This is a genomic window from Pseudomonas sp. PF05, from assembly GCF_056521845.1.
Window position 1 is genome coordinate 66,131 of the sequence record NZ_JBWLPW010000005.1, and the last position, 13,735, is coordinate 79,865.

The following is a 13,735-nucleotide window of genomic DNA, read 5'->3' on the forward strand; positions in this document are numbered from 1 at the left end:
CCGGTCGGGGCTCACCGCCCCGCGCCGTCCAGCCCACTCGTTCGAAGGAGACAGGACATGAGTGCTGTGATCGATGACCACGGTCATGCCGGCGCCGACCACGCCCACGGCCCCGCCAAGGGCCTGATGCGCTGGGTACTGACCACCAACCACAAGGATATCGGCACGCTGTACCTGTGGTTCGCGTTCTCCATGTTCCTGTTGGGCGGCTCGTTCGCCATGGTGATCCGCGCCGAGCTGTTCCAGCCCGGCCTGCAGATCGTGCAACCGGAATTCTTCAACCAGATGACCACCATGCATGGCTTGGTGATGGTCTTCGGCGCGGTGATGCCGGCGTTCGTCGGCCTCGCCAACTGGATGATCCCGTTGATGATCGGCGCGCCGGACATGGCCCTGCCGCGCATGAACAACTTCAGCTTCTGGCTGTTGCCGGCCGCATTCCTGATGCTGGTCTCGACGTTGTTCACCGCCGGTGGCGGGCCTAACTTCGGTTGGACCTTCTACGCCCCGCTGTCCACCACGTATGCGCCGGAAAGCGTGACGTTCTTCATCTTTGCCATCCACCTGATGGGCATCAGCTCGATCATGGGGGCGATCAACGTGATCGCCACCATCCTCAACCTGCGCGCCCCTGGCATGACCCTGATGAAAATGCCGCTGTTCGTCTGGACCTGGCTGATCACCGCATTCCTGCTGATCGCAGTGATGCCGGTGCTGGCCGGCTGCGTGACAATGATGCTGATGGACATCCACTTCGGCACCAGCTTCTTCAGTGCCGCCGGCGGCGGTGACCCGGTGCTGTTCCAGCACGTGTTCTGGTTCTTCGGCCACCCCGAGGTGTACATCATGATCCTGCCGGCCTTCGGTGCCGTCAGCTCGATCATCCCGGCGTTCTCGCGCAAGCCGTTGTTCGGCTACACCTCGATGGTCTATGCCACGGCCGCCATCGCGTTCCTGTCGTTCATCGTCTGGGCGCACCACATGTTCGTGGTCGGCATTCCGCTGGTGGGCGAGCTGTTCTTCATGTACGCCACCCTGCTGATCGCCGTGCCCACCGGGGTGAAGGTGTTCAACTGGGCCAGCACCATGTGGCAAGGCTCGCTGACCTTCGAGACGCCGATGCTGTTTGCCGTGGCGTTCGTGATCCTGTTCTCCATCGGTGGTTTCTCCGGGCTGATGCTGGCCATCGCCCCGGCGGACTTCCAGTACCAGGACACCTACTTCGTGGTCGCGCACTTCCACTATGTGCTGGTGCCCGGCGCGATCTTCGGGATCTTCGCCTCGGCCTACTACTGGCTGCCGAAATGGACCGGCCACATGTACGACGAAACCCTCGGCAAGCTGCACTTCTGGCTGTCGTTCGTGGGGATGAACATGGCGTTCTTCCCGATGCACTTCGTCGGCCTGGCGGGCATGCCCCGGCGGATTCCCGACTACAACCTGCAGTTCGCCGACTTCAACATGGTCTCGTCCATCGGCGCCTTCATGTTCGGCGCCACGCAGATCTTCTTCCTGTTCATCGTGATCAAGACCATCCGCGGCGGCGAGCCAGCACCGGCCAAGCCGTGGGATGGGGCCGAAGGGTTGGAGTGGAGCGTGCCGTCGCCTGCGCCGTATCACACCTTCACTACGCCGCCGGAAGTGAAATAGATGACACAGGGTTCTGGGTAGGGGCTGGAAATCATGGCTGATTCGATCTCGATGAAAAAACTGGTCACCCGCCTGTTGCTGGTGGTGGTGGCCATGTTCATCTTCGGCTTTGCCCTGGTGCCGATCTATGACGTGATGTGCAAGGCGTTCGGCATCAACGGCAAGACCGGCGGGCAGTACGAAGGCGAACAGGTCGTCGATGAATCCCGCCAGGTGCGCGTGCAGTTCCTGTCGACCAATTCGGTAGACATGGTCTGGGATTTTTACCCCAAGGGCGATGAACTGGTGGTTCAGCCGGGGGCGGTGAACGAGATGGTGTTCGTCGCCCACAACCCCACCAACCGGCCGATGAGCGCCCAAGCGGTGCCGAGTATCTCGCCGAGCACTGCGGCGGCGTATTTCCACAAGACCGAATGTTTTTGTTTTACCCAGCAAGTGCTGCAACCCGGCGAACGCATCGAAATGCCCATGCGCTTCATCGTCGACCGGGACATGCCCAAGGAAGTGAAGCACCTGACGCTGTCCTACACGCTGTTCGATATCACCGCTCGTCATCCACCGGTGGCTCTAAACACTGACCGATAGCGTGCCCGATAAGGAGAACAATAAATGGCAACTCACGAACACTATTACGTTCCGGCCCAGAGCAAATGGCCGATCATCGCCACGGTCGGGATGTTCGTCACGGTGTACGGCCTGGCAACCTGGTTCAACGACCTGAAGGCGGCGCGCCCGGATTCCCACGGGCCGCTGATCTTTTTTGTCGGCGGTCTTCTGCTGGCCTACATGCTGTTCGGCTGGTTCGGCGCGGTGGTCAAGGAAAGCCGCGCCGGGCTGTACAGCGCACAGCTCGATCGCTCGTTCCGCTGGGGCATGAGCTGGTTCATCTTTTCCGAAGTGATGTTCTTCATCGCGTTCTTCGGTGCGCTGTTCTATGTGCGCAACATCTCGGCGCCAGGCCTGGCGGGTGAAGGCACCAAGGGCCTGTCACACATGCTCTGGCCGAGTTTCGAGTTCGCCTGGCCGTTGCTGAACAACCCCGACCCGAAACTCTTCCCGGCACCCAAGGATGTGATCAGCCCCTGGGGCTTGCCGCTGCTCAACACCATCCTGCTGGTCAGCTCCAGCGTCACCGTCACCATCGCCCACCACGCCCTGAAAAAGGGCCATCGCGGTGCGCTGAAACTCTGGCTGGCGATCACCGTGTTGCTGGGTTGTGCCTTCCTGGGCTTCCAGGCCGAGGAATACATCCACGCCTACAAGGAACTGGGCCTGACCCTGGGCTCCGGCGTCTACGGCGCGACCTTCTTCATGCTCACCGGTTTCCACGGCGCCCACGTCACCATCGGCACGATCATCCTGTTCGTCATGCTGATGCGCATCATGCGCGGGCACTTCGACAACGAGCATCAGTTCGGCTTCGAGGCGGCGAGCTGGTACTGGCACTTCGTCGATGTGGTGTGGATCGGCTTGTTCGTCTTCGTCTACGTGCTCTGAGGCACGACTACCAAGGCGCGTGGGACACCAACTGGCCGCTGAAGAAACCCCAGGCGATCAAGCCGACGGTGACGGCGGCCAGGCTGACCCGGATCGCCAGGGCGATGACCAGGCGATTGGAACTGCTGTCGTCCTTGACCAGAAAAAACAGGCCGCTGAAGAGGCTGACAACCGTGGCAATCAGCATCAGGACGATGGCTGCTTTTAGCATTAGGGACACTCCGGGGGGACGCGATGCACGTGAGTATAGCTATCCCGTTCGACGGCTTTCGGACGGCGCCATGAAACACTTCCGGCCAGGCATCGTGCCGTCACTGGTGGTGGCCGTGCTGGTGCCCGTGATGGTGTGCCTGGGGTTCTGGCAATTGAGCCGGGGCGAACAGAAGCGTGTGCTCATGGACAATTACGCCGAGCGCCGCGTGGCGCCGCCGATGGACAGCACCGAGCTTGTGCACACCAGCGATCCGGCCTTTCGACCGGTCACGCTGCAAGGCCAGTTCGACGTCGAGCACAGCATCCTGCTGGACAACCGCCAACACGACGGCAAGGTCGGCGTCGAGTTGCTGCAACCTTTTCTCGACCACCGCACCGGGCTGTGGCTGCTGGTCAATCGCGGCTGGCTGCCCTGGCCCGACCGGCGCACCCCGCCGGTCTTCAACACACCGGAACAACCGGTGAACCTCCAGGCCTGGGTCTACGTCGCACCGGGCGCGACCTTCCAGCTCCACGCCGACCCAGCCGGCGCCCCCTGGCCGCGACTGGTCACCACCATCGAACCGGAGAAGCTCTGGGCCGAACTGGGCCGCAACGGCTTCGCCTATGAACTGCGCCAACAAAGCGGCCCCGGCGCCTACCGGACCGATTGGCCGGTGGTCGCCATGGGCCCGGAAAAACACCTCGGCTATGCCGTGCAGTGGTTCGCCATGGCGGCGGCACTGTTCGGCCTGTTCCTTTATCTCGGATGGCACAACGCAGGGAGACACCATGGGAAACACCATGAATCCAACCAACACGTCTGAGGCGCCTATGGCACCCAACCGTCGCAAGGGACGCCTGCAATTGCTGCTGATCGTGCTCGGAGTGGTCGGCCCGATGATCCTGGCCACCGGCATGTACAAATTCCAGTTCTGGGTGCCCGACAGCCGCAGCTACCACGGCGAACTGATCGGCACCGGCCAGACCCGCGCCGAGATTGGCGTGCAGGCCGACGAGCAGCGCTGGCAGATCCTGGTCACCGCACCGCAGGAATGTTCGGTGGATTGCCGGCAACTGGTGTACCTGGCCCGGCAGGTGCAGATCGGCCTGGGCCGCGAAGCCTCCCGCGCCAGCCATGCCCTGGCCGTGGCTCAACCGCTGGACGCTGAGTACGACGCCCAGCTGCAGCGCGAATACCCGCAATTGCAACGCTACCCACTGGACCTGCCGGCCTATCAGAAAGGCGCCCAAGGCTCCGGCGGCGCCCAGCTGTGGATCATCGATCCCCACAGCAACCTGGTGCTGCGCTACGACGCCCGGGTCAAGGGCAAGGACCTGCTCAACGACCTGCGCCACTTGCTGAAACTGTCGAACATCGGATGAGGGCATCGACATGGCCAAACCTGGATTTCGCCTCGCGCTGTTTGCCACGCTGCTGGCACTGATCGTCGTCCTGCTGGGCGCCTACACCCGGCTCACCCACGCCGGCCTCGGCTGCCCGGACTGGCCCGGCTGCTACGGTTTTATCAGCGTGCCCAAGAGCGAAGCCCAACTGGCCCATGCCGAACTGCACTTTCCCGACGCCCCGGTGGAAGCCCATAAAGGCTGGAATGAGATGGTCCATCGTTATTTCGCCGGTGCCCTGGGGCTGATGATTACCGTGCTGGCCGCCCGGGCCTGGATGAACCGCCGTCACCCCGGCTTGCCGTTGAAACTGCCGCTGTTCCTGCTGGCCGTGGTCTTCGCCCAAGCGGCGTTCGGCATGTGGACCGTAACCCTCAAGCTGTGGCCGCAGGTGGTCACCGGGCATTTGCTGGGCGGGTTCGCGACGTTGAGCCTGCTGTTTCTGCTCACCTTGCGCTTGTCCGGCGTGCTGCCGGCGCTGACCGTGCCCAAGCGCCTGCAACATTGGGCCACGGCCGGGCTGCTGCTGGTGATCGGCCAGATCGCCCTGGGCGGTTGGGTCAGCTCCAACTACGCCGCCGTGGCCTGCATCGACTTCCCCACCTGCCACGGCCAATGGTTGCCGCCGGCCGATTTTGCCAACGGCTTCCACCTGACCCAGCACATCGGCCCCAACTACCTGGGCGGGCAACTGGACAGCGACGCCCGCACCGCCATCCACCTGACCCACCGCATCGGCGCCTTGCTGGTGACCGTGGTGTTGCTGGGCCTGGCCTGGCAATTGAAAACCGTCGGCATGACCCGACTGGCGGGGCTGGTGCTCATCGCATTGGGTACACAAATCACGCTGGGTATCAGCAACGTCGTGTTTCACTTGCCACTGCCGGTGGCCGTCGCCCACAACGCCGGGGGCGCCGCACTGCTGCTGACCCTGGTGCTGGTCAACTATCACGCCCGTACCAGCCTGGTCCGGGTCAAGCATCAAGTCCCGCTGCGCTGGCGGTTCAACCCGCCTAAACACGGCGTCAGCCCCATAACAATAAAAGGAGAGATGCCATGGCAACCTTGACCGGTGAACGCCACAGCCAAGCGATCTGGCGCGATTACCTGGAGCTGACCAAGCCCAAAGTGGTGGTGCTGATGCTGATCACCTCGCTGGTCGGCATGTTCCTCGCCACCCGCGCCGGGGTGCCGTGGACAGTTTTGGTGTTCGGCAACCTGGGCATCGCCCTGTGTGCCGGCGGCGCGGCGGCGGTCAACCATGTGGTGGACCGACGCATCGACGCGGTGATGGCCCGCACCCACAAACGGCCATTGGCCGAAGGGCGAATCTCACCCGCCGCCGCCCTGACCTTCGCCCTCGCGCTGGCGGTGGCCGGCCAAGCGTTACTGCTGGCGTTCACCAACCCGCTGACGGCCTGGCTGACTTTGGCCTCGCTGCTGGGCTACGCGGTGATCTACACCGGTTTCCTGAAACGGGCGACGCCGCAGAACATCGTCATCGGCGGCCTCGCCGGCGCGGCACCACCGTTGCTGGGCTGGGTCGCGGCCACCGGTCATGTCAGCGCCGAACCGCTCTTGCTGGTGCTGATCATCTTCGCCTGGACCCCGCCACACTTCTGGGCCCTGGCGATTCACCGCAAGGAGGAATACGCCAAGGCTGACATTCCGATGCTGCCGGTGACCCACGGCGAGCACTACACCAAGATCCACATCCTGCTGTACACCCTGGTGCTGCTGGCGGTGAGCCTGATGCCGTTCGTGATCCATATGAGCGGCATGCTCTATCTTGTCTGCGCGCTCGTATTGGGCGCCAGGTTTCTGCAATGGGCCGTGGTGTTGTACCGTGGCAGTCGGCCGCACGCGGCGATCAACACCTTCAAGTACTCTATCTGGTACTTGTTCCTGCTGTTCATCGCCCTGCTTGTAGATCACTACTTACTGTTGAGCCTATGACTCGAACCCAGAAAACCGTCTTCATCCTCGTGGCCGTGATCGCGCTGATCCTCGGCCTGACCATCAACAAGGTGCTGTCCGGCAAAGGCCAGGGCGACCCGACGGCGCTGATCGATGCCGGCATCATCCTGCTGCCCCAAAGCCGCAACCTGCCGGACGTGAAGATGACCGACCAGGACGGCCAGCCCGTGGCGATGGACGAGTTGAAAGGCAAATGGAGCCTGCTGTTCTTCGGCTACACCTTCTGCCCGGACATCTGCCCGACCACCCTCGCCCAACTGCGCCAGATCAAGAGCGAACTGCCGCCCGAGGCTGTGGATAAGTTGCAGATCGTACTGGTCAGCGTCGACCCGAACCGCGACACGCCCAAGCAACTCAAGCAGTACCTGGGCTACTTCGACCCGCAGTTCATCGGCCTGACCGCCGCCTCGGTGGAAGACCTGCAAACACTCGCCAATGCGGTGAGCATTCCGTTCATCCCGGCGGACACCAGCAAACCCAACTACACGGTCGATCACAGCGGCAACCTCGCCGTCATCGGCCCGGACGGCACCCAGCGCGGGTTTATTCGTGCGCCGCTGAATAACCAGAAGTTGGTGGCGCAGTTGCCGGAGATGCTCAAGCGTAAATAACGGCGCAACCTTTGTAGCGGGGACTCGCCCCACCTGTAGGAGCGGTGTGGGAGCTGGTAGGAGCTGTGTAGGAGCTGTCGAGTGAAACGAGGCTGCGATCTTTTGATTTTGATCTTTCACTCATGACTCAATTGTCTGGGACAAGATCGCAGCCTCGTTTCACTCGACAGCTCCTACCAGCTCCTACCCGCTCCTACCGATCCAGTTGTTTCAGGAACACCGTCAGCCCAGACACCCACTGTGGGAGCGAGCTTGCTCGCGATAGCGGCGGGTCAGCTTGCATCAGTGCTGAATGTGCCTACAACAGTATTTTTTCCCAACGAAAAAACCCGACGTTTTGCGTCGGGTTTTGGTTCTTCTATCCGTAGATGCGGACGAATAAGCTCACTTTTCCAGTTGCACACCCCTCGAACGTTCAGTCCATCAAGTCCGCAGCCAGTTCGTCCTCTCCGCGAAGTGTCTCCATAAGAGACTTCCAGAGACCGGTGGATTGTGAAGGGTCAACGATCCCCAACTTATTGCCGATGGCCTCGAAGGTGTCCATGGTCATGTCGTCGCCCGAGTAATGCTTTTTGAGCCCACGGTTCAGTTGACGCCGCATATCCGTCGAGACTTCGGTGTACTCGTTGAAGTCTGGCTTGGTGGCCCGTCTTGCATCCATGGTTCGTGAGTAGATGGTGTCGCCGTTCAGCATGACCCTGAACCAGATGGACTCTGCCAGGTGTTTCCAGCCGTAGGCTAGCTTCGCTTCGACTTTCAACATCATTCCCTCCATCCGGTAGTCATGCAGGACGGTCTCGAGAATCAGCTGTTCAGAATTTTGGAAAGTGGTTGCCGCTACGATGTTGTCCGCGATGTCTTTACCCAGCAGCCCATGACCGACCAAATGGCACCAGTCGTACCGAATTGCCGAATGCCCCTTGTTGAAGGTGAGCGTGCCCCCCTTGCGAGCGTACTGCGTTGCAGACAGTTCCTCGCCCACTTCTGCCAATGTCGCAGCTTTCATTTTTTTAGTGTGTATGCGTTTACCGACGAAGCCATGCATCAGATCGTGCACCGGCGGTTGTTTCTTGCCCTCGTAGGGCACAAACCAAGCCCATGAACCTTGCAGCAGCACGAAGTTCATCAGCCCGTGATTGACGGCTCGAAACCTGCGTTTGGTAATTTTTCCCGGTGAGGCATTCTTGTAGTTGGAAAAGCGTCCGTAGGTCGGGGCACGGCCCGTCTTGGGAATGACACGCACGATCGACCGATCATTCTCCAGCAAGATTTCTTCGTACGGATCGATGGGCGAGCCATCGCTAAGGTCTCTGGTTCCGTACCTTTGCTGCACGGTCCAGCGGTTACCTTTCAAGTCGCGAACGTAGTAGGTCCCGTTTCGGCGATAGACCGAGTATTCGTTGGACATTTGAACCTCTTCTATCTGCCGTGGTGCTATAGCCAACACTCGACGCGATGACTCTGGCTGAAGCTGAGCGATCCATTCCGGGGATCCAATATCACAATGAGGCTAGCAGACTTTTCGCGTGATTTTGGGTGGGTCACATTCACTGAAACTGGATGTCAGCATCACTGGAATACACCGCCGTCAGGCACGGGTTAGCGGGTAGCCAGGCAGGATGCACCGACCGCTGTCGCCCGGCGCAACTGCGACATGACGTTCCCCGCCGTAATCACCGCGGCAGGCGACATTGGACAGTTGCTCGCGGCCAGCGCCTCTGCGACCCAGGTATTGCAGGTATAAAACAGCGAATAGCGACCCTCGGCCTGGTAGAACCGGCTCTCTCCATACAGGCCAGGCCCGAGCACCACCAAGGTGCCCGTCGCCGAATGGGTGAAGGTCCCGGCCACGAACGCGAGCAGTCGTCGGTAGCCGTCCTCCGTCACCCGCACCTCGATGACCTCGCTTGCGGCGAAGCGCCGCCTGGGGTCCCCGTCAATCTTGACCGCATGCAGCACGGTTGCCGTCGACCCGAACAAGGCTCGCAGGGCCAGGCTCAAGGTGGCCTGTGGGGCTCGGTAGAAATCCTCGTCACCCCAGCCGAACTCAACGAAGTCGCCGTCGCTGAATTCTTCAGCCAGTGCGGGAAGCACCTGAAGCAGATCGGGGCGCGCAATTACCAACCCGGTATGCAGGCCATGATCCACCACATAGAAGGACCGCCAATCGCCACCCTCGCCCCTCGGCGGGTCCGACGCGGTAGCGCAGCCGAACAGCGTGAGGACCAGGGCCAGCACTACAATGCGCATACACAAGGGCTTGGAGGCTCGCTAACGAAACATGGGAAAACCCCAGCGGGGGTTGGCGCTGTATACAAGCATAGAAGCTGGTTCGCGCCATCAGGCAGGCATTCGTGGGCCGGTTGGGCGTCGAGGCGTTCAGGAAGTGGGTCGGTGATTGACCGCGAGCAGGCCCCGGTTCCAGATCGGAACAAGCCGCCTGCATCGCCAAAACACCTAACTCCTACAGCCCCCACCTACATCCTCCATCAAGCTACGCATCCTTGCGCCTTTGCCTACAACTACGCCAGAATCCGCCCGCTTGTGCGCCTTGTCCCTGGGTTTTATTGTCTTCCTGCCACTGCCCATCAGTGGTCGGGTTTAGTAGCCCAGGAAATACACGGCGGTTGCACAGGTCTCATCAGTCGGGCATTTGCCTGCACTCGATGGTAGCTGTGCGCATGGCGCCCTCGGGCGCGCCGGGCTTTGTGTATTTCACCGGTCTACTAACTTGCGCACAGCTGCCACCATTTCGTTTAGTAGCGAGGCGGTTGCGGCCCTACTAAATGGAAATATTCAAATGTTCAAAGCAACTCCAAATCCCCCAGATGCAGACCCCACCCCACAATCCGCAAAATCCAAAGCCAAACAGCAAGACGAAACCACCAAACGCGTGCTCGATCACTACTTGCTACCAAAACCGGATAAATCCCAAGACGACCCCAAACCGGGGCAGCTATACACCGTCGTGAAAGGCCTCGATAACGAATGCCTGCTCGCCAACCTCAGCGAAACCCTGGCTTCGGCTGATGCCATGGTGAGTGACCTGGCGTTTGATCTGGAGGGATCGAGGCACCATGTGGCGCAGGGGATTCAGCAGTTGATTGAGCTCAGTTCGTTGCTGGCGAATCGGGTGTTGGATAACGTGGAGCCGCGGCAGTAGTATTCATCCCCCAACGAAAAACCCGACGTACTGCGTCGGGTTTTGGTTTTTTATCCGCAGATGCGAACGGTGAATACTTTGATGGCAAATGGGAAACGTCAACTACGCTGCTAGCAGCTGCCTCGTTAATTAGGCGCTGCGGAGTCCGTCCAATGGGCCCCGGTTACTTCAGGCTTTGGGCATCTATCGCAGCACCGGAGGATTGATGAGTTGCTTACCTGATCATGGCAGAGTCACCTGCTCGCGCTGCCATAGTGATACCGCGCCACAATTCGATATATCCAAGCGCACGGAGGGAGATTGGCGAATAACGGCTAACCCCCTGTCCTGGGGCAGCACTAAGCCCGAAGTCGTAGTACTAGGCTTCTCCAAGGGCCCGACGCAGGCTGGGGCGCTCGCCTCCACCCCTCACGACGAAATTGCGTACAAAGGCAGTCGCCTCAACGCTGGCAAGATTCTGGCTCACATCGGACTCATTCCCACCGACGTGCCTGATCGTATGAAGAAAAACGTAGACCGTCTTATTGCGGATAAGTCTGGACGCTTTCATTTCGCATCACTCATTCGTTGCACTGTGGAGCGCTACGACCGTAAATCTGCGTCCTGGAAAGGATCGGGTGGCGGCATGTTGGATAAGTTCATTGCTACCCCATTTGGCACATCGGTCGCAATTAACTGCACAACTACTTTTCTGCGTGACCTGCCAATAGAAACTCGCCTCATTGTCATGTTTGGCCTGGGCACGGACTTGAACTACGTATCATCCGCTTACGGCTTGTTTCGCCGCGCTCGCCCTGGTGCTTGGAAAATGATCAACTCAGTTGCCTATACGGACGGAAAAATCACAGTGGTGCACGTTGAGCATTTTGCTTCTCAAGGCGCACTGATTCCTAATTGGCTAGGGGAAAACGCCCACCCAAGAAGCAGCCTTGGCCTTCTCTCAAAAGCAGCGGTAGAAGCATCAGGAGTCAGTGGCTAGCAGTATTCGTTCGGAAGCCGCTTTGCGCAGTTAGGGGCGGATTCCGGATACTAATCCGCCCGCCTTTCCCGCTCAGTCAACCTCCTCAAACCGCCGCCGCTTCATGAACAACCCCATCCCTATCGGCACGGCAAAAACCGACAGCAACCCCAGATCAAACCCCAACAAGCGGTTCTGACCGGCCACAAAGCAGCCAACCGCACCCGCCACCACCAACACCACGCCTAGCCACTTGCGTAGCAGGTAGGGTTTGAGGAATCGATCGAGCAGAAAGGACACCACCAAGGCAATGACCAATTGAGTAATGTCGGACATATACGTCTCCGGTCAGGCCTTGATGATCAATGTCGAGAGGGTGCGTTGCGGGCCGATACCGCCGTTGACCTGCGCCTCGATGCTGACCAGCACGTCGCCAGCATGGTAGGTGGGTAGAATTTGATTGGTATACGTGCGCACACCCACCCCTACAGATGCCGCCACGTAAGGGGGGGCCACAGCCTTGGCGGCGGAAGCGAAGGCCGCGGCTGCAAGGGTGGTGATCGTGGTGCGCTGGGCGTTGAGGGCGTCGCCCTGTTGCCGGGTGAGCGGCTTGGAGATCCCGATCATCATCACGCAAGGCAGGCCCTTGGCCTGCATCTTGTCGTATACCTCGACGACCTTGCTGTTGACTTCATAGTGGGCACTTTTCGCTTCGCCAAAATTCAGCTCGCGCAAGCGCCCACGTTCGCTGTCGGTGAGGGTGATCTGCGAGACGTTGAAGACGATCCCGTGATTGCCCATGTATTGGAAAGTCCCTTCGAACTTCATCGCCCGCATCCTTTTGGGGTAAAGGTGGCAATTCTCTGCAACGGGCGGATCGGATTCAAATCATTTCGTATCGCTGGATTGAGCAAAACAACCCACCTGCATCGCCAAAACGCTCCTCTCCTACAGCCCCCGCCTACAACGTCCATCTAGCTACGCATCCTTGCGCCTTTGCCTACAACTACGCCAGAATCCGCCCGCTTGTGCGCCTTGTACCTGGGTTTTATTGTCTTCCTGCCACTGCCCATCAGTGGTCGGGTTTAGTAGCCCGAGGTAATCGAAGTTGTACAAGCGCTTCTCAAACAGGGCCCGACCCTGTTCTTGATGGTGGCTGTACGCAGGGCGCTCAGGCGCGCCGGCTTCTTCGGTTCCCCGGTCTACTAACCTGCGTACAGCTGCCACCCCATTGTTTAGTAGCTCCGGGGTGTCGGCATCACATCTGGAACCGAAGCTTATGTTCAAAATTACCCCGAATCCGCCAGAAGCAGATTCCACCTCTACATCCGCGAAATCCAAAGCCAAGCAGCAAGACGAAACCACCAAACGCGTGCTCGATCACTACTTACTACCGAAACCGGATAAATCCCAAGACGACCCCAAACCGGGGCAGCTATACACCGTCGTGAAAGGCCTCGATAACGAATGTCTGCTTGCCAATCTCACTGAGACGCTGGCTTCGGCTGATGCGATGGTGAGTGACCTGGCGTTTGATCTGGAAGGATCGAGACGTCATGTGGCGCAGGGGATTCAGCAGTTGATTGAACTGAGTTCGTTATTGGCGAATCGGGTGTTGGATAACGTGGAGCCGCGGCAGTAGGTAACCGTTTGCCAATGAAAAAACCCGGCGCTCTATGCCGGGTTTTTTACCTCCGCCTCCGAGAATGACCGAAAACGGCCAAAGGCAGGCACTAGCGCTGTACCAAAAGCACTCAACTTAGGCAGAAGGATGTTGGAAAGAGCATCATCAACAGCGATGCCGCCACAAAAAGTCCCAGTCCAAACGTCAGATGCGCAGTGACGCTCCTGCGCCTTGCCACGCTAGGTGCCCCTGTCTTCGAACCGGCAACGCCGAAGCCGAGCGCGGGCTGCATGATGAAAAAAGGCGCAATCACACTGAACAACCCCATCACCAGCGCAGGTACTAGCGTGGGGTTGCAGATCCACGCAGGCCCTTTCGCACCGATCAGCACCATCGCGAAGACGATACCCGTGATGTAATGGAATACCCACCCCATCAGACGTTCATTCCTGATAGGAGGCGCCGCCATGATCGAGGCATGACGAAACCGTCCTTGCAACATGTGGCCCAGCCAGCGACCAACCAAGCCATAGTCAAACGACGCTAGACCAAACACTCGTGCTTGAACAAAACCCGACACGTCCATAATCAGCGTGGCCCCCATTCCAACAAACAGAATGCGCAGTGCGGTCTCGGCTATTCCCATGGTATTGCTC

17 protein-coding genes are annotated in these 13,735 nt (G+C 59.7%); 11 read left to right on the forward strand and 6 right to left on the reverse strand.

Translation table 11 applies throughout. The features are described from left to right. The first annotated feature begins 57 nt into the window (after positions 1-57). From ctaD to AC09SL_RS10825, 3 genes are read left to right on the forward strand one after another with little or no spacing between them, the layout of a single operon-like run. On the forward strand, positions 58-1,650 hold the full coding sequence (ctaD, locus tag AC09SL_RS10815) for a cytochrome c oxidase subunit I (protein ID WP_064106849.1): 1,593 nt from the start codon (positions 58-60) through the stop codon (positions 1,648-1,650). Positions 1,651-1,683: 33 nt separating this feature from the next. Then, positions 1,684-2,235 carry a cytochrome c oxidase assembly protein gene (locus AC09SL_RS10820; protein WP_058543178.1) on the forward strand — a complete coding sequence of 184 codons (552 nt, stop codon included), beginning with the start codon at positions 1,684-1,686 and terminating at the stop codon, positions 2,233-2,235. A 24-nt stretch (positions 2,236-2,259) separates the two neighbouring features. Continuing rightward, positions 2,260-3,147 carry a cytochrome c oxidase subunit 3 gene (locus tag AC09SL_RS10825; RefSeq protein WP_058543179.1) on the forward strand — a complete coding sequence of 296 codons (888 nt, stop codon included), beginning with the start codon at positions 2,260-2,262 and terminating at the stop codon, positions 3,145-3,147. Positions 3,148-3,154: 7 nt separating this feature from the next. Here AC09SL_RS10825 and AC09SL_RS10830 read toward each other — a convergent pair whose 3' ends face one another. Continuing rightward, complete coding sequence (locus AC09SL_RS10830; protein ID WP_058543180.1) at positions 3,155-3,358, reverse strand: twin transmembrane helix small protein; 204 nt, start codon at positions 3,356-3,358, stop codon at positions 3,155-3,157. Positions 3,359-3,428: 70 nt separating this feature from the next. On the opposite strand from AC09SL_RS10830, the gene AC09SL_RS10835 reads away from it, so the two are divergent. Genes AC09SL_RS10835 through AC09SL_RS10855 form a run of 5 tightly spaced genes read left to right on the forward strand, consistent with a single transcriptional unit; the run spans position 3,429 to position 7,334 of the window. Then, a complete protein-coding gene (locus tag AC09SL_RS10835) occupies positions 3,429-4,166 on the forward strand; it encodes an SURF1 family protein (RefSeq protein ID WP_058543181.1) in 738 nt (245 codons plus the stop codon). After that, positions 4,132-4,725, forward strand: coding sequence for a hypothetical protein (locus tag AC09SL_RS10840; protein WP_058543187.1), 594 nt, complete (start codon positions 4,132-4,134; stop codon positions 4,723-4,725). The genes AC09SL_RS10835 and AC09SL_RS10840 overlap by 35 nt, the downstream gene beginning before the upstream one ends. 10 nt (positions 4,726-4,735) lie before the next feature. Next, positions 4,736-5,815: a COX15/CtaA family protein gene (locus tag AC09SL_RS10845; RefSeq protein WP_058543182.1), complete on the forward strand. Its 1,080-nt coding sequence runs from the start codon at positions 4,736-4,738 to the stop codon at positions 5,813-5,815. Beyond that, positions 5,803-6,702 carry a heme o synthase gene (cyoE, locus tag AC09SL_RS10850; RefSeq protein WP_058543183.1) on the forward strand — a complete coding sequence of 300 codons (900 nt, stop codon included), beginning with the start codon at positions 5,803-5,805 and terminating at the stop codon, positions 6,700-6,702. The genes AC09SL_RS10845 and cyoE overlap by 13 nt, the downstream gene beginning before the upstream one ends. Next, positions 6,699-7,334, forward strand: a complete 636-nt coding sequence (locus AC09SL_RS10855; RefSeq protein ID WP_058543184.1) for an SCO family protein — start codon at positions 6,699-6,701, stop codon at positions 7,332-7,334. Before cyoE ends, AC09SL_RS10855 begins: the two co-directional genes overlap by 4 nt. A gap of 415 nt (positions 7,335-7,749) precedes the next feature. On the opposite strand, the gene AC09SL_RS10860 is transcribed toward AC09SL_RS10855, so the two are convergent. Further along, positions 7,750-8,742 carry a hypothetical protein gene (locus AC09SL_RS10860; protein WP_058543185.1) on the reverse strand — a complete coding sequence of 331 codons (993 nt, stop codon included), beginning with the start codon at positions 8,740-8,742 and terminating at the stop codon, positions 7,750-7,752. Positions 8,743-8,933: 191 nt separating this feature from the next. Then, entirely contained in the window at positions 8,934-9,584 is a 651-nt protein-coding gene (locus AC09SL_RS10865; protein ID WP_058543186.1) for a DUF2459 domain-containing protein, read from the reverse strand. A gap of 550 nt (positions 9,585-10,134) precedes the next feature. On the opposite strand from AC09SL_RS10865, the gene AC09SL_RS10870 reads away from it, so the two are divergent. Both AC09SL_RS10870 and AC09SL_RS10875 read left to right on the forward strand, forming a co-directional pair. Next, positions 10,135-10,497, forward strand: coding sequence for a DUF6124 family protein (locus AC09SL_RS10870; RefSeq protein ID WP_064106850.1), 363 nt, complete (start codon positions 10,135-10,137; stop codon positions 10,495-10,497). A 499-nt stretch (positions 10,498-10,996) separates the two neighbouring features. Continuing rightward, complete coding sequence (locus AC09SL_RS10875) at positions 10,997-11,476, forward strand: hypothetical protein (protein ID WP_196764453.1); 480 nt, start codon at positions 10,997-10,999, stop codon at positions 11,474-11,476. 72 nt (positions 11,477-11,548) lie between these two features. On the opposite strand, the gene AC09SL_RS10880 is transcribed toward AC09SL_RS10875, so the two are convergent. Further along, positions 11,549-11,791, reverse strand: a complete 243-nt coding sequence (locus AC09SL_RS10880; protein WP_058542469.1) for a hypothetical protein — start codon at positions 11,789-11,791, stop codon at positions 11,549-11,551. 12 nt (positions 11,792-11,803) lie between these two features. Further along, on the reverse strand, positions 11,804-12,283 hold the full coding sequence (locus AC09SL_RS10885; RefSeq protein ID WP_058542470.1) for a hypothetical protein: 480 nt from the start codon (positions 12,281-12,283) through the stop codon (positions 11,804-11,806). A 451-nt stretch (positions 12,284-12,734) separates the two neighbouring features. On the opposite strand from AC09SL_RS10885, the gene AC09SL_RS10890 reads away from it, so the two are divergent. After that, entirely contained in the window at positions 12,735-13,097 is a 363-nt protein-coding gene (locus tag AC09SL_RS10890; protein WP_064106851.1) for a DUF6124 family protein, read from the forward strand. 112 nt (positions 13,098-13,209) lie between these two features. Here AC09SL_RS10890 and AC09SL_RS10895 read toward each other — a convergent pair whose 3' ends face one another. Continuing rightward, complete coding sequence (locus AC09SL_RS10895; protein WP_058542472.1) at positions 13,210-13,725, reverse strand: DUF2938 domain-containing protein; 516 nt, start codon at positions 13,723-13,725, stop codon at positions 13,210-13,212. Between the last annotated feature and the right edge of the window lie 10 nt (positions 13,726-13,735).